14 protein-coding genes and 1 pseudogene are annotated in these 18,083 nt (G+C 68.5%); 10 read left to right on the top strand and 5 right to left on the bottom strand.

The window, feature by feature from the left end; all coding sequences use genetic code 11:
* Nucleotides 1-10: 10 nt before the first annotated feature.
* Nucleotides 11-1,489, top strand: coding sequence for a CCA tRNA nucleotidyltransferase (locus H9640_RS13470; protein ID WP_425564154.1), 1,479 nt, complete (start codon nucleotides 11-13; stop codon nucleotides 1,487-1,489).
* Between the two features lie 80 nt (nucleotides 1,490-1,569).
* Here the strand turns inward: H9640_RS13470 and H9640_RS13465 are convergent, their stop codons facing one another.
* Complete coding sequence (locus H9640_RS13465; RefSeq protein ID WP_191791222.1) at nucleotides 1,570-3,105, bottom strand: MDR family MFS transporter; 1,536 nt, start codon at nucleotides 3,103-3,105, stop codon at nucleotides 1,570-1,572.
* Nucleotides 3,106-3,325: 220 nt separating this feature from the next.
* On the bottom strand, nucleotides 3,326-4,663 hold the full coding sequence (locus H9640_RS13460) for an MFS transporter (RefSeq protein ID WP_307823895.1): 1,338 nt from the start codon (nucleotides 4,661-4,663) through the stop codon (nucleotides 3,326-3,328).
* Nucleotides 4,664-4,878: 215 nt separating this feature from the next.
* On the opposite strand from H9640_RS13460, the pseudogene H9640_RS19830 reads away from it, so the two are divergent.
* Nucleotides 4,879-5,121: pseudogene (locus tag H9640_RS19830) on the top strand (hypothetical protein); the annotation flags it as partial.
* 50 nt (nucleotides 5,122-5,171) lie between these two features.
* Here the strand turns inward: H9640_RS19830 and H9640_RS13455 are convergent.
* Both H9640_RS13455 and H9640_RS13450 read right to left on the bottom strand, forming a co-directional pair.
* On the bottom strand, nucleotides 5,172-6,263 hold the full coding sequence (locus H9640_RS13455; RefSeq protein ID WP_191791221.1) for an inositol-3-phosphate synthase: 1,092 nt from the start codon (nucleotides 6,261-6,263) through the stop codon (nucleotides 5,172-5,174).
* A 52-nt stretch (nucleotides 6,264-6,315) separates the two neighbouring features.
* Nucleotides 6,316-6,924 carry a PadR family transcriptional regulator gene (locus H9640_RS13450; protein ID WP_191791220.1) on the bottom strand — a complete coding sequence of 203 codons (609 nt, stop codon included), beginning with the start codon at nucleotides 6,922-6,924 and terminating at the stop codon, nucleotides 6,316-6,318.
* 356 nt (nucleotides 6,925-7,280) lie between these two features.
* Between H9640_RS13450 and H9640_RS13445 the strand changes: the two genes are divergently transcribed.
* The 5 genes from H9640_RS13445 to rplI all read left to right on the top strand — a co-directional run bounded on the left by H9640_RS13445 (nucleotide 7,281) and on the right by rplI (nucleotide 11,755).
* Nucleotides 7,281-9,821, top strand: a complete 2,541-nt coding sequence (locus tag H9640_RS13445) for a transglycosylase domain-containing protein (RefSeq protein ID WP_191791219.1) — start codon at nucleotides 7,281-7,283, stop codon at nucleotides 9,819-9,821.
* A 157-nt stretch (nucleotides 9,822-9,978) separates the two neighbouring features.
* The gene (gene rpsF / locus H9640_RS13440) at nucleotides 9,979-10,269 is read left to right on the top strand and encodes a 30S ribosomal protein S6 (protein ID WP_030152648.1); all 291 of its coding nucleotides are present in this window, start codon (nucleotides 9,979-9,981) and stop codon (nucleotides 10,267-10,269) included.
* Nucleotides 10,270-10,417: 148 nt separating this feature from the next.
* Nucleotides 10,418-10,954, top strand: coding sequence for a single-stranded DNA-binding protein (locus H9640_RS13435; protein WP_191791218.1), 537 nt, complete (start codon nucleotides 10,418-10,420; stop codon nucleotides 10,952-10,954).
* Nucleotides 10,955-11,051: 97 nt separating this feature from the next.
* Nucleotides 11,052-11,288: a 30S ribosomal protein S18 gene (rpsR, locus tag H9640_RS13430; RefSeq protein WP_030152654.1), complete on the top strand. Its 237-nt coding sequence runs from the start codon at nucleotides 11,052-11,054 to the stop codon at nucleotides 11,286-11,288.
* Between the two features lie 17 nt (nucleotides 11,289-11,305).
* Nucleotides 11,306-11,755, top strand: a complete 450-nt coding sequence (rplI, locus tag H9640_RS13425; protein ID WP_191791217.1) for a 50S ribosomal protein L9 — start codon at nucleotides 11,306-11,308, stop codon at nucleotides 11,753-11,755.
* A gap of 120 nt (nucleotides 11,756-11,875) precedes the next feature.
* Here the strand turns inward: rplI and H9640_RS13420 are convergent, their stop codons facing one another.
* A complete protein-coding gene (locus tag H9640_RS13420; RefSeq protein ID WP_191791258.1) occupies nucleotides 11,876-13,180 on the bottom strand; it encodes an MATE family efflux transporter in 1,305 nt (434 codons plus the stop codon).
* 499 nt (nucleotides 13,181-13,679) lie between these two features.
* On the opposite strand from H9640_RS13420, the gene dnaB reads away from it, so the two are divergent.
* From dnaB to H9640_RS13405, 3 genes are all read left to right on the top strand, one after another.
* Nucleotides 13,680-15,056, top strand: a complete 1,377-nt coding sequence (gene dnaB / locus H9640_RS13415; RefSeq protein WP_056654050.1) for a replicative DNA helicase — start codon at nucleotides 13,680-13,682, stop codon at nucleotides 15,054-15,056.
* Between the two features lie 733 nt (nucleotides 15,057-15,789).
* Nucleotides 15,790-16,386 carry a DEAD/DEAH box helicase family protein gene (locus H9640_RS13410; protein WP_225227184.1) on the top strand — a complete coding sequence of 199 codons (597 nt, stop codon included), beginning with the start codon at nucleotides 15,790-15,792 and terminating at the stop codon, nucleotides 16,384-16,386.
* On the top strand, nucleotides 16,370-18,025 hold the full coding sequence (locus tag H9640_RS13405) for a DUF5677 domain-containing protein (RefSeq protein WP_191791216.1): 1,656 nt from the start codon (nucleotides 16,370-16,372) through the stop codon (nucleotides 18,023-18,025). The genes H9640_RS13410 and H9640_RS13405 overlap by 17 nt, the downstream gene beginning before the upstream one ends.
* Nucleotides 18,026-18,083 lie beyond the last annotated feature (58 nt).

The following is an 18,083-nucleotide window of genomic DNA, read 5'->3' as shown; positions in this document are numbered from 1 at the left end:
GTCTCGCGGGGTGCCGACGACGCCCGAACAGCTCGAGCTCCTGCGGCGTGCGCTGGCGGTGCTGACGGAGATGGCGCCCGCGGCGATCGAGCTGGGCGAGATGTTCCGCGCGGCCGGCCACGAGCTGGCGCTCGTCGGCGGCCCGGTCCGTGACGCCTTCCTGGGGCGCGCGAGCAACGACCTCGACTTCGCCACGTCGGCCGACCCGGACCAGACCCAGGCCCTGCTCGCGGCCTGGGGCGACGCGCACTGGGACATCGGCAAGGAGTTCGGCACGATCGGTGCCAAGCGCTTCGCGCCCAAGGGTGCCCCGCGCGGTGTGGACGAGCTGGTCGTCGAGGTCACCACGTACCGGACCGACGAGTACGACCCGGCGTCGCGCAAGCCGCTCGTCGCGTTCGGCGACACCCTGGTCGGCGACCTGTCGCGGCGCGACTTCACGGTCAACGCCATGGCGGTGCGCGTCCCGGAGATGCTGTTCGTCGACCCGCACGACGGGCTCGCCGACCTCGCGACGGGCGTCCTGCGCACCCCGATCGCACCGGAGCGCTCGTTCGACGACGACCCGCTGCGCATGATGCGGGCCGCGCGGTTCGCGGCCCAGCTGGGCTTCGAGGTCGAGCCTGCGACGCGTGCCGCGATCGTCGACATGGCGTCGCGCATCGAGATCGTCTCGGCCGAGCGGGTGCGGGACGAGCTGACCAAGCTGCTCCTGTCCGACGACCCGCGCAAGGGGCTCGAGGTCCTCGTCGAGACCGGCCTGGCGGACCACGTCCTGCCCGAGCTCCCTGCCCTGCGTCTCGAGATCGACGAGCACCACCGGCACAAGGACGTCTACCAGCACTCGCTGACCGTGCTCGAGCAGGCGATCGCCCAGGAGACCGGGCCCGACGGCGCGGTGCCGGGTCCGGACCTCGTCCTGCGTCTCGCGTCTCTCCTGCACGACATCGGCAAGCCGGACACGCGGCGGTTCGAGCCGGGCGGCGGTGTCAGCTTCCACCACCACGAGGTCGTGGGCGCCAAGCTCACGGCGAAGCGGCTCAAGGCGCTGCGCTTCGACAAGGAAACGGTCAAGCAGGTGTCGCGGCTCGTGGAGCTGCACCTGCGCTTCCACGGGTACGGGGAGGGGGAGTGGACCGACTCCGCCGTGCGCCGCTACGTGACCGACGCGGGACCGCTCCTGGAGCGACTGCACCGCCTGACGCGGGCGGACTCGACCACCCGCAACAAGCGCAAGGCCCAGCGCTTGTCCGACGCGTACACGGACCTCGAGCAGCGCATCGAGCGGCTGCGCGGGGAGGAGGAGCTGGCCTCGATCCGGCCGGACCTCGACGGGCAGCAGATCATGGCGACCCTGGGCATCGCGCCGGGGCCGGAGGTGGGACAGGCCTACAAGTTCCTGCTGGAGCTGCGTCTCGACCGCGGGCCGCTCGGTGAGGACGCCGCCCGCGAGGAGCTGCTGACCTGGTGGGCCGCACGCGAGGCGTGACGTGACGCCGAGACGCCGAAGGGCGGGCACCGACGGCGCCCGCCCTTCGTGCGTGGTCCCCTGCGGGACCGGTCGATCCGTCAGCGGCGCTCGGTCGCCTCGCCCGCCGTCTCGAGGACGGGAGCGTCCTGCGCGAGGGGCGCGACGTCGTCGGACAGGATCGCCGGGGCCTCCACGACCGCCGGCCTGCGCAGCAGGAACGACAGCGCGACCGCGACGAGCATGACCACGGCACCCCAGACGAACGCCGAGGACACACCGTCGGCGAGGGCGACCTGCGGGCTCGCGCCCTCCGCGGTCCTGGCGACCTCGTGCGACGTCATGACGGCGATGAACAGGGCCGTCCCGGCCGCGCCCGCGAGCTGCTGCACCGTACCGATCATGGCGCTGCCGTGCGAGTACAGCGACGGCTTGAGCGCCGAGAGCGCACCCGTGAACAGCGGCGTGAACACGAAGGCCAGGCCCAGGCTCAGCACGACGTGCGCACCCAGGACGAACCACGGCGACGTCGTCGCGCCGACCGTGGTCAGCGCCGCGAGCGCGACCGCGACCGCGCTGAGCCCCGGCAGGACCAGGGGGCGCGGGCCGAGGCGGTCGTACAGGCGGCCGACGGTCGGGCCCAGCAGACCCATGATCAGGCCGCCCGGCAGCATCATCAGACCCGTGTAGACCGGGTCGAGCCCCAGCGAGCTCTGCAGGTACAGCGGCAGCAGGATGATCGAGCCGAACAGCGCGATCATCGCGACCGACATGATGCCGAGCGAGACCGTGAATCCGCGCGAGGAGAACACGCGCAGGTCGAGCAGCGCCGCGTCGCGGCGCTGCAGCACGAGCTGGCGCGCGACGAACAGCACGAGGAACACGGGCCCGACGACGAGCGGGATCCACACGGGCACGGCCGGCGTGGCGCGCGCGGCCTCACCCAGGTTGGACAGCCCGAAGACCAAGCCGCCGAAAGCCAGGACGGCGAGGAACAGCGACAGCGGGTCGAGGCGCGTGTGCGTACGGTCGGCCGAGTCCTTGACGTACTTCGCGCCGAACACGAGGGCGACGAGGGCGATCGGCAGCACGAGGCCGAAGATCCAGCGCCAGGACAGGGTCTCCAGGACCAGGCCGGACAGCGTGGGGCCGAGGGCCGGCGCCGCGGCCATGACGATCGCGACGTTGCCCATGATCCGGCCACGGGCCGACGGCGGGACGAGCGTCATGATCGTCGTCATGAGCAGCGGCATCATGATCGCCGTGCCCGACGCCTGCACGACGCGGGCCCCGAGGAGCCAGCCGAAGCCCGGCGCGAACGCGGCCAGGGCCGTGCCCGCGCTGAACAGCGACATCGCGAGCAGGAACGCCCCGCGCGTCCCGAGACGCTGGAGCAGGAAGCCCGTCGCCGGGATGACGACCGCCATCGTGAGCATGAAGGCCGTGGTCAGCCACTGGCCGGTCGACGCCGTGATGTCCATCTCCTCCATGAGGTGAGGCAGCGCGACGCCCATGGTCGTCTCGTTGAGGATGACGACCGACGCAGAGACGAGGAGGAGCGCGATCACGAGGAAGTTCTCCCGTGACAGCTTCTCCGAGACGGGTAAGGACGGGGCGGTGCTCTGCGGTACCTGCATGGCTCTCCTGTGGGTCGGTGCGCACGCGCGACGGGGAAGTGCGCAGCGAGGTGGGGGGAGCGTCCATCAGGATGTCGTACGCCCTACGAGAACTACGCTGAACCATCCTCGGATATTCCCCCGGTCCTGACGACTCCTTTTCCGGGCAGGACTCATCGGCGCCACGACGGCGGGTCGCCGCGGCACCGGGGCCGCGCGGAGGACGAGCGGGTGGGCTACCTCACCCCGCCGCAGGGCGTCCGTCCGGAGCCGCCTCGGGAAGGGGAGCGTCGCCGTCGGGCCCCGCCGCGTGACGCGCCCCGAAGCGGCCGAAGACCAGCGCAGCCCCCGCGTAGGCGACCGCGAGGACCACGAAGACCGGGCGCGAGTACCCCGTGTCCGGCAGCGTGAACGCCGCGAGGGCCGCCGCGCCCACGAACGCCGCGTTGTACAGGACGTCGTAGAACGCGAAGGCCCTCCCGCGGAAGGCGTCGGCCGTGTCGCGCTGCACGATCGTGTCCACCGCGATCTTCGTCGCCTGCGCCGCAAGACCCAGCAGCAGGGCGCCCGCGAACACGACCGTGCGCGAGGGCGTCGTGGCCAGCAGGAGCTGGCTCATCGCGGCCAGACCCAGCATCAGCGCGATCCACAGGTGCGGACCCGTGTACCGCGACAACGTCGGGGTCAGCACGACGGCGAGCGCGCCACCGACCCCCGTGAGGCCCACGACCGTCGCGAACGTCGCCAGACCCGCGTTCGTGTTGCCCGGGTCGGAGAGCAGGTTGCGCGAGATGAGGATCGACGCGATGAACGTGACCCCGTACAGGAACCGGTGCGTCGCCATGACCACGAGGGCCTGGCCCGGCGTGCGGCGCGCGACGAGATAGCGGGCGCCGTCCGCGAGGCCGCGCGCGACCTTCGCGATCTCCGTCGTGATCGCCGCCTCCGCGGGCCGGTCCGGCCCCAGCAGCCCGCGCGACATGCGCAGCGCCAGCAACGACGCCGCCCCGAACACGAGGGCCGCGCACACGAGCGCGACCGAGTCCTTCTGGCGCCCCGGCTCGAACGTCAGGCTCAGCAGGAAGCCGATGCCACCGCCCACGAACGCCGCCGCGGCGCCCAGCGTGGGGGTCAGCGAGTTGGCCGTCAGCAGCAGCGGGCCGTCGACCACGCGCGGCAGCCCCGCGGACAGGCCCGCGAGCAGGAAGCGGTTGACCGAGAGCGTCGCGAGCGCCAGCACGTAGATCCACGGCGTCACCCCCGTGGTCAGCATGAGCACCGCAGTCGCGGCCGTCAGGACCACGCGCACCGCGTTGCCCCACACCAGGACCTGGCGGCGGCTCCAGCGGTCCAGGAAGACCCCCGCGAACGGACCCACGATCGTGAACGGGGCCAGCATCACCGCGAACGCCGCGGCGATCGAGGCCGCCGTCCCCTGGGACTCCGGGGAGAAGAAGAGGAGCGACGCCAGCCCGACCTGGAACATCCCGTCGCCCGCCTGGCTGACCAGCCGGACCGCGAAGAGCTTCCTGAAGTCGCGCAGCCGAAGCAGGACACCGAGTTCCGAGATCACACCCACCGGTTCAGGGTATGCGGTGGTGAGAGCGATCCCCGCCCCAGGAAGGCCCGACGGCGGCGCGCGCCCCGGATCGGGGGGCGTACCGGTGTGCCGGGGTGGGGTGGGCACGGGGTGGCGGGATGGGGTAGGCACGGGGTGGCGGGGCCGGTCCTGTCGGCGAGACGGGTGGTCGGGTCCGAGACGGTCTCTGGGCCACGGTCCGCGCGACCCGTCTCGTGCGGAAGCACCCATCTCGTCCGAACCCAGCCCCCCGGGGGGCCGGCCGGTGCCCAGGGGGCGACGCCGTCGGGCATACGAAGAGGGCCCGGGACCCTCAGGTCCCGGACCCTCCTCATGAGCCGTCAGGTCAGCGCAACTACTTACGGTCGCGCTGGTCCTGCGCTCGCGAGCTCGCTACGGATCAGCGCAGGTACTTACGGTCGCGCTGGTCCTGCGCTCGCGAGCTCGCTACGGATCAGCGCAGGTGCTTACGGTCGCGCTGGTCCTGCACTCGCGAGCTCGCTACGGATCAGCGCTCGTTCTCGCCGGAGATGAAGGCCTCCAGAGCCGCACGGCCCTTCGTGTCCTCCATCTGGACCGGCGGGGACTTCATGAAGTACGTCGAGGCCGAGAGGATCGGGCCACCGACGCCGCGGTCCTTGGCGATCTTCGCGGCGCGCACGGCGTCGATGATGATGCCCGCCGAGTTGGGGGAGTCCCAGACCTCGAGCTTGTACTCCAGGTTCAGGGGCACCTCGCCGAACGCGCGGCCCTCGAGGCGGACGTACGCCCACTTGCGGTCGTCGAGCCACGCGACGTAGTCCGACGGGCCGATGTGGACGTTGCGGTCCTCGGTCTTGCCACCGAGGGGACCCTCGAGGTTCGACGTCACGGCCTGCGTCTTCGAGATCTTCTTGGACTCGAGGCGCGTGCGCTCGAGCATGTTCTTGAAGTCCATGTTGCCGCCGACGTTCAGCTGGTACGTGCGGTCCAGCACGACGCCGCGGTCCTCGAAGAGCTTCGCGAGCACGCGGTGCGTGATGGTCGCGCCGACCTGCGACTTGATGTCGTCGCCGACGATCGGGACACCGGCGGCCTCGAACTTCGCGGCCCACTCGGGGTCGGAGGCGATGAAGACCGGCAGGGCGTTGACGAACGCGACACCCGCGTCGATCGCGCACTGCGCGTAGTACTTCGCGGCGATCTCCGAACCGACCGGCAGGTAGCAGACGAGCACGTCAGCGCCCGACTCCTTGAGCGCGGCGACGATGTCGACCGGCTCGGCGTCCGACTCCTCGATGGTCTCGCGGTAGTACTTGCCGAGGCCGTCGTTCGTCACACCACGCTGGACGGTGACGCCCAGCGGCGGCACGTCGGCGATCTTGATGGTGTTGTTCTCCGAGGCGTTGATGGCCTCCGAGAGGTCGAAGCCGACCTTCTTGGCGTCGACGTCGAAAGCGGCGACGAACTCCAGGTCGGACACGTGGTAGTCACCGAACTGCACGTGCATCAGTCCGGGCACGGTGCTGCTCGGGTCAGCGTCGCGGTAGTAGTGCACGCCCTGGACCAGGGAAGATGCGCAGTTTCCGACGCCAACGATGGCGACGCGGATGGAGGACATCCTCGCTCCTTGCTGTCAGTGCCGGGGGCGCTGCGCGCCGACGGCTTCGTAGTTAGTGGTTGTCTTGCCCGTGACGGTTCTCGGGGCCGCTCGACGGCCGGGTGCGACGACGGTCGCGCTCGGTCGTGATCAGTCCGTCGAGCCAGCGAACCTCACGTTCGACCTGTTCCAGGCCGTGACGCTGCAGCTCAAGGGTGTATTCGTCCAGGCGCTCGCGAGTGCGGGCGGCGGACTCCTTGACCGACTCCAACCTCTCGGTGAGCCGGCTGCGCCGACCCTCGAGGATGCGGAGACGGGTCTCGGCGTCGGTCTGCGCGAAGAACGCGAACCGGACGTCGAAGCTCTCGTCCTCCCAGGCTGCCGGACCCGAGGTCGCGAGGACCGTCTGGAGACGCTCCTTGCCCTCGGCCGTGAGCTGGTACACGATGCGTGCCCGCTTGCCGGACAGCGCGTGGGGAGGGGTGGTGGGTGACTCGGTGCCGACGATGTGGCCGTGCGCGACCATCGCCTTGAGCGCCGGGTAGAGGGAACCGTAGGAGAAGGCGCGGAACGAACCGAGCAACAGGTTGAGCCGCTTGCGGAGCTCGTACCCGTGCAGCGGAGACTCGTTCAGGAGGCCGAGGATGGCGGTCTCCAGCACGTCGGAACGGCTGCGTGCCATGGCACCTCCTCCTCGGTCAGGCTGTCACCGCGGAGGGCGGATCGGGCTGCGTCATCTCCTCGATGTATCGAGTCGATACATCGACAGGCTAGGTGCAATCGGACCGCTGCGCAATGCGTCGGTGCATAGAGGTGTGTGTGTGACCGGTGCGTCCGGCCAGATGTGAAGGACTGGCGGAACTGCCGCGTGGCTGTGGCGAAACAATGCGATTCGTGCTGGCGAGGCCCTTGTCCTCACGGGGTGACGGCCTATTGTTCAGGGTGGTCCGATGCATGTCCCGCGTCCCCCGTCGTCCTCTCCTTGGGCGAAGCGCGGTCCGGTCCGGACCTGAAGTGACCCCCAGAGGAAGGTGAACCGTGGCGAGCTCCGCGAGGCAGACGAAGGGCACGGCGCGCACCGCCAGCACAGCGCGGACGGGCACCACGGCGCGCAAGCGTCGCTTCTTCAACTACCCCCGATCCCACGTCAAGAGCTTCCGTCGCTGGCTCCCGTCGTGGCGCGTGCTGCTCGGGACCTTCCTGACCGGCGTCGCGCTGGTCGCCGGCATCGTCATCGCCGCCTACGCCACCACGACGGTCCCCGAGGAAGCCGCCTACGCGAAGCAGCAGAAGACGACCGTCTACTACGCCGACGGCGTGACCGAGATCGGGACCTTCCAGGTCGAGAACCGCGTGATCGTCCCGTTCGACAGCCTGCCCGAGTACGTCGGGAACGCGGTCGTCGCGTCCGAGGACGCGACGTTCTGGGAGAACTCCGGGGTCGACATCAAGGGCATGGCCCGCGCCGCGCTGAACAACGTCACCGGGGGTCCGCGCCAGGGCGCGTCGACGATCACGCAGCAGTACGCGGAGCGCTACTACTCCGACGAGACCATCTCCAGCTACGCGGGCAAGTTCCGCGAGGCGATGCTCGCCCTGCGTCTGACGCAGAAGGAGGACAAGAAGGAGATCCTCGGGAACTACCTGAACACGATCTACTTCGGTCGTGGCGCGCACGGCATCGAGGCCGCGGCACAGGCGTACTTCGGCGTGCCGGCCGCCAACCTCACCCTCTCGCAGGCCGCGCTCATCTCGGCCGTCATCCCGAGCCCGAACAACTACGACCCCGCGGTCAACCCCGAGACCGCGGAGGCCAAGTGGAACCGCGTGATCCGGCGCATGGGTGAGCAGGGACTGATCACGCCGGAGGAGAAGGCCGCTGCCGCCTTCCCGGTCGACACGCTCCTGCCGAAGGCCACGGCCACCAACACGAAGGGCGGCCAGGCGGGCTACCTCCTGGACATGGTCCAGGACGAGTGGGCCAACTCGGGCCGCGACGCCGAGGACCTGTTCACCAAGGGCTACACGATCGTCACGACGATCGACAAGGCCATGCAGGACCTGGCGGTCGCGACCGCCGAGGGCACGATCCCGCGAGACGGCGAGCACCCGGCCAACGCGGGGCTGAGCCCGTCGATCGTCTCGATCGACTCGGCCGACGGTGCGGTCAAGGCCATCTACGGCGGGCCGGACTTCGTGACGAAGCCGTTCAACTCCGCGACGGACGGCATCGCGCAGGCCGGATCGACCTTCAAGCCGTTCACGCTCGTGGCGGCGCTCGAGCAGGGGATCGACCTGTCGGCGAGGTACGACGGCAACAACGACGTCGAGGTGCCCGGGTTCTACGAGAAGGGCAAGGGGGTCAAGAACTTCGACAACGGCACGTTCGGTGAGGTCGACCTCGTCAAGGCCACCGCGAACTCGATCAACTCGGTCTACGCGGCGCTCAACATGGAGGTCGGCCCCGAGGCCACGGTCGAAGCGGCCGTCAAGGCCGGGATCCCGGCCGACACCATGGACCTCAAGCCCGTCCCGTCGAACGTGCTCGGTACGGCCTCGGTCCACCCGATCGACCTCGCGCACGCCTACGCGACGTTCGCGGCGCAGGGCTTCGAGTCGACCCCGCACGTCGTGCAGTCCGTCAAGCTGCTCAGCAGCGGCGCCGAGATCTGGGAGCCCGCGGGCCGCAACGAGCGCGTCTTCGAGCCGGACACCATGGCAGCCGCGACCTACGCCATGACGCAGGTCGTCGAGGCCAAGGGCGCCTCGGGTGCGCCGGCCAAGGCGCTCAAGCGGCCCGTGGCGGGCAAGACCGGAACGTCGAACGACAACAAGTCGGCCTGGTTCACCGGGTACATCCCCCAGCTCGCGACCATCGTCGGCCTCTACCAGACCAACCCCGAGACGCAGGCGCAGGAGCAGATCGAGCCCTTCGGCGAGTACTACCGCAAGTCCATCACGGGTGGAACCTGGCCCGTGGACGCCTGGACGCAGTACATGGAGGGCGTCATCGCGCTCCCGCAGTACGCCGAGGTGCAGGAGTTCCCGCAGTACACGCCCAAGAAGCCGGTCCCGACCGAGACGCCGAGCGAGGTCCCCACGGAGATCCCGCCGGTCGACGAGCCCGAAGAGCCCGAGCAGCCTGAGACCCAGACAGCCATCCCGACCGACCTGGTCGGCAGGTCGAAGGCCGATGCTCGGGCGGCACTCGAGGCGCTGGGCTTCCGCGTGGCATTCACCGAGGAGTACTCGGCGGACGTCGCGAAGGACGTCGTCATCCGCGTGGGCAGCGCGGGGCAGCCCGCCGCGCCGGGGACGACCGTGGCGGTCGTCGTCTCGAAGGGGCAGGACCCGAACAACCTGCCGACCAACGAGGTCGTCGTGCCCGAGGTGACCGGCCAGGCGCAAGGCGCTGCCGAGGCGGTGATCCGACGTGCCAACCTGGTCTCCACCGTGCGCGAGGAGGAGAGCCAGCTGCCCAAGGGGCAGGTGATCCGGGTGGAGCCGGGGGCCGGCCAGAAGGTCCCACCGGGCAGCACGGTCACCCTCGTCGTCTCCAAGGGGCCGCCCCAGGGGTAGCACCCAGATTTCCCGACCCCGGCCCTGACCGGGTACCTTGGGATCTTGCTGTGTCTCGATCCGTGCTGCCATCAGTGCGGGGACGGCACAGCGACGCACAACCCTCCTGTCACGGAGAGACCGTGACCGCTGAGTCCGCAGGAGGTGGGTTAACCGCATGCGTCAGTACGAATTGATGATCATCCTCGACCCCGAGATCGAGGAGCGCACCGTTGCTCCGTCGCTCGACAAGTACCTGACGGTCATCAAGACCGACGGTGGCACTGTCGACAAGGTGGACATCTGGGGCCGTCGCCGCCTGTCCTTCGAGATCAACAAGAAGTCCGAGGGCATCTACGCCGTCGTCGACTTCACCTCGACGTCGGACACGGCCAAGGAGCTGGACCGTCAGCTCGGCCTCAACGAGGTCGTCCTGCGCACGAAGGTCCTGCGCACCGACGCTCGCTGATCACCCGCACTTTCTGACTTCCCTCGCGCCGTCCCGGTGCTCTGCGCGTCCTCATGGGCGCCGTCAGTGGCACGTGGTGGGATGTCCGCGGACGGGGGTCATCCCCTTCGAAGTTTCTTCGATACGCAACGAACAATGAGGAGCTGGCATGGCTGGTGAAACCGTCATCACGGTGGTCGGAAACCTGACCGGGGACCCGGAGCTTCGCTTCACCCCCGCAGGGGCTGCCGTCGCCAACTTCACCGTGGCGTCCACGCCGCGCACCTTCGACCGCCAGAGCAACGAGTGGAAGGACGGCGACACGCTGTTCATGCGCTGCTCGATCTGGCGCGAGGCCGCGGAGAACGTCGCCGAGTCCTTGACCAAGGGCATGCGCGTGGTTGTTCAGGGCCGTCTGGTCCAGCGTTCGTACGAGACCCGCGAGGGGGAGAAGCGCACGGTCGTCGAGCTGCAGGTGGAGGAGATCGGTCCTTCCCTGAAGTACGCCTCCGCGAAGGTCACCCGGGCCCAGCGCTCGGGCGGCGGCAACTTCGGTGGCGGCGGCGGTTTCGGCGGCGGCGGTGCTTCGAGCGGCGGTGGTTTCAGCGCTTCCGGCGGTGGCCAGCAGAACAACGACGACCCGTGGGCCACGGCTGGCCCCGCGTCGTCGGGTGGGTCCTCGTTCTCGGACGAGCCCCCCTTCTAGTCACCGCTCACCCCAGACAAACCCTTCCCGGCGGGGCAGGTGCCCGACGACGGCACCCACCCCGGCCGGGGATAGCACCTTGTGAAGGAGCAACACCATGGCGAAGCCAGTGGTGCGCAAGCCCAAGAAGAAGTCCAACCCCCTGAAGTCGGCGAAGATCGAGTCGGTCGACTACAAGGACACGACCCTGCTGCGGAAGTTCATCTCCGACCGCGGGAAGATCCGTGCCCGTCGCGTGACCGGCGTCTCCGTCCAGGAGCAGCGTCAGATCGCACGTGCCGTCAAGAACGCTCGCGAGATGGCGCTCCTGCCGTACTCGTCGTCCGCACGCTGATCGAGAGGGGATAGAACATGGCAAAGCTCATTCTGACCCACGAGGTCACCGGCCTGGGCGAGCCCGGCGACGTGGTCGAGGTCAAGGACGGGTACGCCCGTAACTTCCTCGTGCCCCGTGGCCTGGCGACCGGATGGTCCAAGGGTGCCGAGTCGCAGATCTCTGCGATCCGCAAGGCTCGTAAGGCTCGCGAGATCGCGACGCTCGACGAGGCCAAGGCGACGCGCGACTCGCTGCAGTCGAAGGCTGTCGTCGTGCAGGCCAAGGCGGGCCAGGGCGGCCGTCTGTTCGGTGCCGTCACCACCGGTGACATCGCCGAGGCCGTGAAGGCTGCCGGCGGCCCGTCCGTCGACAAGCGCAAGATCGAGATCGGCCAGCCGATCAAGTCGACCGGTTCGTACACGGTCACCATCCGCCTGCACGCCGAGGTCTCGGCGAACATCGCGGTCAACGTGGTGGCTGCCTGATCGACTGATCGCCCCTGTCCCGTGAGGGATGGATGGATCGGAGATCTCACCCGACGGCCCGGTCCCCTCTGCGGAGGGGGCCGGGCCGTCGGCGTTCCCTGGACCGGTCTGTCAGAACGTTCACGCCCCGGTGACCATCCACCGGTCGCTGCGCGCACGCAGCCCCGTGGTCAGCGCGCGCGCCGCCATGAAGACCCCCGCGAAGGCCGCCCACAACCACGCGAGGCCCGCGGCGCCGTCGGGCGCGAGAGCGCGGACCGCCAGCGCGAACGGCACGTACACGACGAACGTGACCATGCCCGCCCACGCGAGGTAGCGGCCGTCCCCGGCACCGATGAGCACGCCGTCCAGGACGAACACCCACCCCGCCATGGGCAGCAGCAGGCCGCACACGGCCATGCCGAGCGCGACGGCGGTGCGGACGTCCGGGTCGGACGTGAAGAACAGCGCGAACCACCAGCCGCCCACGGCCATGACGAGGCCCAGCAGCGCGCCCGCCGCGACGCCCCACTGGAGCGTTCGGCGCAGCACCGAACGGACGTGCGACCGGTCACCCGCGCCCAGGCCGTGGCCCACGAGGGCCTGCGCGGCGATCGCGAGGGCGTCGAGCGCGAACGCCGCGAGCCCCCACACCGACGCGACCACCTGGTAGCCCGCGAGCGTGACCTCCCCGAGCCCGGTCGCGACGAAGACCGTCAGGAGGATCGCGAGGCGCAGCGAGAGCGTGCGCACGAACAGCGGCGCGCCCGCGCGCGCGTTGGACCAGATGCCGCCCGCGGCGGGGCGCAGGGACGCGCCCTCGCGCCGGGCACCGCGCACGACGACGACGCCGAGCACCGCGCCCATGGTGAGCTGCGCGACGGCCGTCCCGATGCCCGAGCCCGCGATGCCGAGGCCCACGCCGTACACGAGGACGACGTTGAGGACGGCGTTGAACGTCGCGCCGCCCGCGGCGACGTAGAGGGGAGTACGGGTGTCCTGCAGGCCGCGCAGCACGCCCGTGGACGCCAGGACGACGAGCATGCCGGGCAGGCCCAGGCCCGACCAGCGCAGGTACACCAGCGCATGCTCGGCCACCTCGCCCGTGCCACCCATCGCGCCGATCGCCCAGCCGCCCCCGATCCACAGGGTCGCCGCGAGGACCAGGCCCAGGCCGAGCGCGAGCCACATGCCGTCGATCCCCGACTGGAGGGCTTCGCGCCGGTGGCCCGCGCCGATGCGCCGGGCCACGGCCGCGGTGGTCGCGTACGCGAGGAAGACGCACAGTCCCACGAGGGTCAGCAGGACCGTGGAGGCCAGGGAGAGCCCGGCCAGCTCGGCGGTCCCCAGGTGCCCGACGACGGCGCTGTCCACGAGCACGAAGATCGGCTCCGCGACGAGCGCCCCCAGGGCGGGCACCGCGAGGGCCAGGATCTGCTTGTCGATGAGGCGACGGCTCGGCGGAGCGTCCCCTGTGGACGACGGCGGCCGGTGCGAAGCGCCGTCGGTGACCGGGGAGCGGTCCTCGGGTGAACGGGGTGAACGACCGGCGTCGGAGGGCTGACCGGGAGCTGGCTGGCGTGCGTGCGGCGTGTCGCCGGAATTTCTTTCGTCCACACCCCTGAGCCTAGTGAACAGGCTGCTCATGGGCGTGTACAGGGGACAACTCGTCAGTTGTCCACATGGTTGTCCACATGGCTGTGAACAGGCTGGCGGGGTCTGTCCACAGGCTGTCCACACCTCTGTGAACAGGGTCGTTTGCGGGGGATGGAAGCGCGATCTACTGTCGCTGAGTCGTGCATGCTCGGGCCTACGGACGGTCGACGGTGCAGCACCACACGACACCCCTCGACGACGCGGGCTCAAGACGTGTCGGTGGGCCGGAGTAGAACAGATGTGCGACGCAGGACGATACCCGGCCATGCCGGGGGAGTGAGGGGCCCGCATGTCGATCGACGAGCTCGAGTCGAGCTTCGGACCACCCGCAGGCAGCGGCGGTCCCGGGTTCGACCGCACCCCGCCGCAGGACATCGCGGCCGAGCAGAGCGTCCTCGGCGGCATGCTCCTGTCCAAGGACGCCATCGCGGACGTGATCGAGCAGATCCGTGGCACCGACTTCTACAAGCCGGCGCACGAGTCGATCTACGACGTCATCATCGACCTCTACGGGCGCGGCGAGCCCGCCGACGCCATCACGGTCGTCGCCGAGCTGACGCGCCGCGGCGAGCTGGGCCGGATCGGTGGCGCGCCCTACATCCACGACCTCATGGCCATGGTCCCCACCGCCGCGAACGCGGGCTACTACGCACGCATCGTGCGCGAGCGTGCGGTGCTGCGCCGCCTCGTCGAGGCCGGGACGCGCATCGTGCAGCTCGGGTACGCGACCGACGGCGGCGACGTCGACGACGTCGTGAACAACGCGCAGGCCGAGGTCTACGCGGTCACCGAGCGGCGCACGGCCGAGGACTATATCGTCCTGGGCGAGGTCATCGGCGGGACCGTCGACGAGATCGAGGCCGCCGGGCACCGCGGCGAGGGCATGGTCGGGGTGCCGACGGGCTTCGCCGACCTCGACCGGCTGACCAACGGGCTGCACCCCGGGCAGATGATCGTGATCGCGGCACGCCCGGCGATCGGCAAGTCGACGCTGGGAATCGACATTGTTAGGAGTGCTTCCATAAAGCACAACATGACGTCCGTCGTGTTCTCGCTCGAGATGAGCCGCAACGAGATCACGATGCGTCTGCTGGCTGCCGAGGCGCGCATCCACCTGCAGAAGATGCGCAACGGCTCCATGGGGGAGGACGACTGGCAGAAGCTCGCCGGCACCATGGGCAAGATCTCCGAGGCGCCGCTCTTCATCGACGACTCGCCCAACATGTCGCTCATGGAGATCCGCGCCAAGTGCCGTCGGCTCAAGCAGAAGCACGACCTCAAGCTCGTCGTGATCGACTACCTCCAGCTCATGACGTCCGGCAAGCGCGTCGAGTCCCGCCAGCAGGAGGTCTCCGAGTTCTCCCGTGCGCTCAAGCTCCTCGCGAAGGAGCTCGAGGTCCCGGTCATCGCGATCTCGCAGCTGAACCGTGGCGCTGAGCAGCGCACGGACAAGAAGCCCGCTATGTCGGATTTGCGTGAATCTGGGTCAATTGAGCAGGACGCCGACATGGTCATCCTGCTCCACCGCGAGGACGCGTACGAGAAGGAGTCTCCGCGAGCCGGCGAGGCCGACCTGATCGTGGCCAAGCACCGAAACGGCCCGACCGACACGATCACCGTCGCGTTCCAGGGGCACTATGCGCGGTTCGTGGACATGCAGGTCTGACCCACTTGTCGAGACAGCCTAGATTGCACGATCCTCCACCTATGCTGCATGGCTAACGCTTTGCAACGTGTTGACCAGTTGGACGCGCACCCCGGAACAACCGTTGTCGCGGCGCTGGCAGGAAGTCGGGACAGCAGATCACCGTACGGGTCGGCTGAGGACGTGAGACCCGCTCTGGGTGCTGAGGATCGCATCCGGGCCGCCTACCGAGCTTGGGTGATGATCGCGGAAGGCGAGTCCAAGGAGACCGCGCGGGCTTGGTTCCTCGGTAAGAACCCGGTCCTTGGCGGCCAGTCTCCGATCCTCGCTCTTCGCGACGGGTACGCAGGAGATGTCATGGCGGCTGCCGCAGCCTTCTTCACGGCTCATGGAGCCAGTGACCGATTGGGCCTAAGGGTCATCTTCCTTTTGTACGCAACTGATTAGCGTTGCAGGCGCCGTCGGATCGATCCACCGCATCACGCGGGCCGAAGCAACCACAGTGTCGGCTCGCACCAGGAGCGCATTTCACCCGTCGCGCAGTGCAAATCGGACACCGAGGGTACCGGTCGGCACTACTGTGTTGCCATGTCCGTGGCAGATGACGCGTCCCGACTCCCTGCTGAGCAGCGCGCTCGGGTGCTTGTTGACGCTCAGCTTCAGGCCGCCGGGTGGCTCGTCCAGGACAGCAAAGCCTTGAACCTGTTCGCTGGACTTGGCATCGCTGTGCGCGAGGTCGTCATGGCCCAGGGGCATGGCCGGGTGGACTACCTGTTGTACGTCGACAAGAAAGTCGTCGGCGTCATCGAGGCCAAGCCCATGGGCACGGCTCTGTCGGGTGTCGAGTGGCAGTCAGCGATGTACGCGACCGGTCTGCCCGAGGCGCACCGCAAGCGCGCTGTGGTGGTGCAGGATCGCCTGCCGTTCGTGTTCGAGGCGTCCGGATCCGAGACTCATTTCACCAACGGGCACGACCCGGACCCGCGGGCCGGGAAGATCTTCAACTTTCCCAAGCCATCCACGGTCGCCCGCGTGCTGCGACGCCGACGCAGACCCCGAGCATCCGACGTGGCGGGCCAAGGTCCAGGCCCTGCCGGAACTCGACGAGGCACCGTTGCGGCCCGCGCAGATCATGGCGATCACGGGCACCGAGCAGTCCCTGGCGCAGCAGCGGTTCGACCGCTCGTTGATCCAGATGGCGACCGGCGCCGGGAAGACGCGACCGGCCAGACATCACCGGGTAGCCGACTCCGTCTACACGACAGATCAACGTCATCCTCGCCCAGCTGTTCGGCCAGCTCGCCCACGAAGAGCCTCCACATGGAAGCCTCCACATGACCAGCGGCCGTAGGTCCAGGAACAAGCGAAAGAGTGCCGGCGGACACAGCGCGCTTGCCGACCACAAGCGCAAGGGCAAGAAGTTCACTGCGCCGATGAACAGTATCGGTACACCGATTACGAGCATCCCGTGGCTCCGTGATGTCTACCCGAATCTGATTTGGATGTGTGCCGTACTACACAACCACGGCATCGACCAGGGCACAGGCGTCATTACCGGCACCCTTGACAGACTCCAAGACTTCTTCGACTCGAACGGGGTCGAGGTGGACCGGACGGGCGATGAGGTAAGGAGCGTCGGTCCCGTGCTAGACGGCACCCTGCAGTCATTTGACGCGATACCCCAGGCGAGCCGCACCGCTGCAATCGATGCCCTCAAAATAGGCGGCCTCTACGAAGAGGCCTTCCCCTGGCCGTTTGCCCGAGCCATGGCCAACTACCAAGACCTTCCTGGTGCTTGGATCCTCGACGGGTGGCGCGGACATGAAGAGCCCGTCTCGCGCGAACCGCCCGAGGAGTTCCTACGGCGCACGACCATCGCAGCCTGGCATGGCCAGAACGACGTAGCCACACGGGCCAAGGTGCTCTATACCCGCGCGTTCATGCAAGCGGGAAAGGTCTCGTTCGGTGAGAATGTCACCTTCCTCCACATGTTGACGAGGTACCCCAATGAGCTCACCCGTGACGAGTGCCGGCAGGTCGAGGCATCGATGCGCGCCATGTTCGGTGTCCTGTGGGGCAGCACCGGGACAAACGGCTACTCGGCTGACATCCAGTGCTGGGCCGTATCGTTCTGGCGCAGCAACTGGCGGCTCTATGCATGCCAAAAGGAAACTGAAGCTGCGGATGAGCCCGCCGACGCCCGGATCGGTGAGGAAGGTCCAGCCACAGACGAGTCCGAGAACCCTGAGGCTGGCTGGCGAGTTGCACAGCGCGCCTGGGCAGAACGGCTGGGAGAAATCCATCAGCGATTCCTGGACGCGCATCAAGCAGCCGACCCCGATCTTTACATTCCGGACCGAAACGAGGTCCTCACGGGAATCGCTCACCGACATCTACGCGCCACGGAGTTGATGATACAATTCCCCGGGCTTTGGTCCGCCGAACATGGCGCGTCGATTGTTCGCAGCCTCATCGAGGGGCGAATTATTCAGAAGTGGCTCGTCCACAAGGATGATCCCGATTTGTTTACGAAGTTCAAAGACTACGGTCGCGGTCACCTCAAACTTCAGGTACTGCACCTACGGGAATTTCGGGACAATCTACCGGCGCCAGTCGACGGACTCGACGAGACTATCAAGTCAATGGAAGGCCTTCTTGAGCGTGATCTAATGGAGGAGTTCCAGGATATCAGCGTGGAGGGGAACTTTGCTGGAACTGATGTGAGGAGCATGGCCTATGCCATAGGGCTCGAAGACGAGTACAGGCTCGTTTTCGCACCTATGAGCGCTAACGTCCACAGCGAGTGGATCACGCTGGAGCAGTATGCACTTGTGCCGTGTCGCAACCCCCTGCATCGCGGACACCGAGTTCCGAACCCGGAGGTCCGCGTCCTGCTCGGACCAGAGGTAGTCGACGTGGCTCTCTCCACCCTCGATGCTCTAGTCGGGGACTACGTGGACGCGATCGGCACTGGCAAGCGCGAAACCTAGCTCTGCCACTCCTCTCACTGCTGGGAGGCAGGGAGTGTGCCCACGGGTGCCGGCGGTC

Origin of the sequence: Oerskovia gallyi, from assembly GCF_014836745.1 — a bacterium.
Lineage (GTDB): Bacteria > Actinomycetota > Actinomycetes > Actinomycetales > Cellulomonadaceae > Oerskovia > Oerskovia paurometabola.
The sequence above is the reverse complement of the archived record's forward strand: the minus strand, read 5'-3'. Positions and strand labels throughout refer to the sequence as shown.

What these genes read in the sequence shown, in the direction of transcription:
- H9640_RS13450 (WP_191791220.1), bottom strand. Translation starts at nt 6,924, where the DNA reads ATGGCACGCAGCCGTTCCGACGTGCTGGAGACCGCCATCCTCGGCCTC.
- H9640_RS13465 (WP_191791222.1), bottom strand. Translation starts at nt 3,105, where the DNA reads ATGCAGGTACCGCAGAGCACCGCCCCGTCCTTACCCGTCTCGGAGAAG.
- H9640_RS13405 (WP_191791216.1), top strand. Translation starts at nt 16,370, where the DNA reads ATGACCAGCGGCCGTAGGTCCAGGAACAAGCGAAAGAGTGCCGGCGGA.
- H9640_RS13410 (WP_225227184.1), top strand. Translation starts at nt 15,790, where the DNA reads ATGGCCGGGTGGACTACCTGTTGTACGTCGACAAGAAAGTCGTCGGCG.
- rpsR (WP_030152654.1), top strand. Translation starts at nt 11,052, where the DNA reads ATGGCGAAGCCAGTGGTGCGCAAGCCCAAGAAGAAGTCCAACCCCCTG.
- dnaB (WP_056654050.1), top strand. Translation starts at nt 13,680, where the DNA reads ATGTCGATCGACGAGCTCGAGTCGAGCTTCGGACCACCCGCAGGCAGC.
- H9640_RS13455 (WP_191791221.1), bottom strand. Translation starts at nt 6,263, where the DNA reads ATGTCCTCCATCCGCGTCGCCATCGTTGGCGTCGGAAACTGCGCATCT.
- rplI (WP_191791217.1), top strand. Translation starts at nt 11,306, where the DNA reads ATGGCAAAGCTCATTCTGACCCACGAGGTCACCGGCCTGGGCGAGCCC.
- rpsF (WP_030152648.1), top strand. Translation starts at nt 9,979, where the DNA reads ATGCGTCAGTACGAATTGATGATCATCCTCGACCCCGAGATCGAGGAG.
- H9640_RS13435 (WP_191791218.1), top strand. Translation starts at nt 10,418, where the DNA reads ATGGCTGGTGAAACCGTCATCACGGTGGTCGGAAACCTGACCGGGGAC.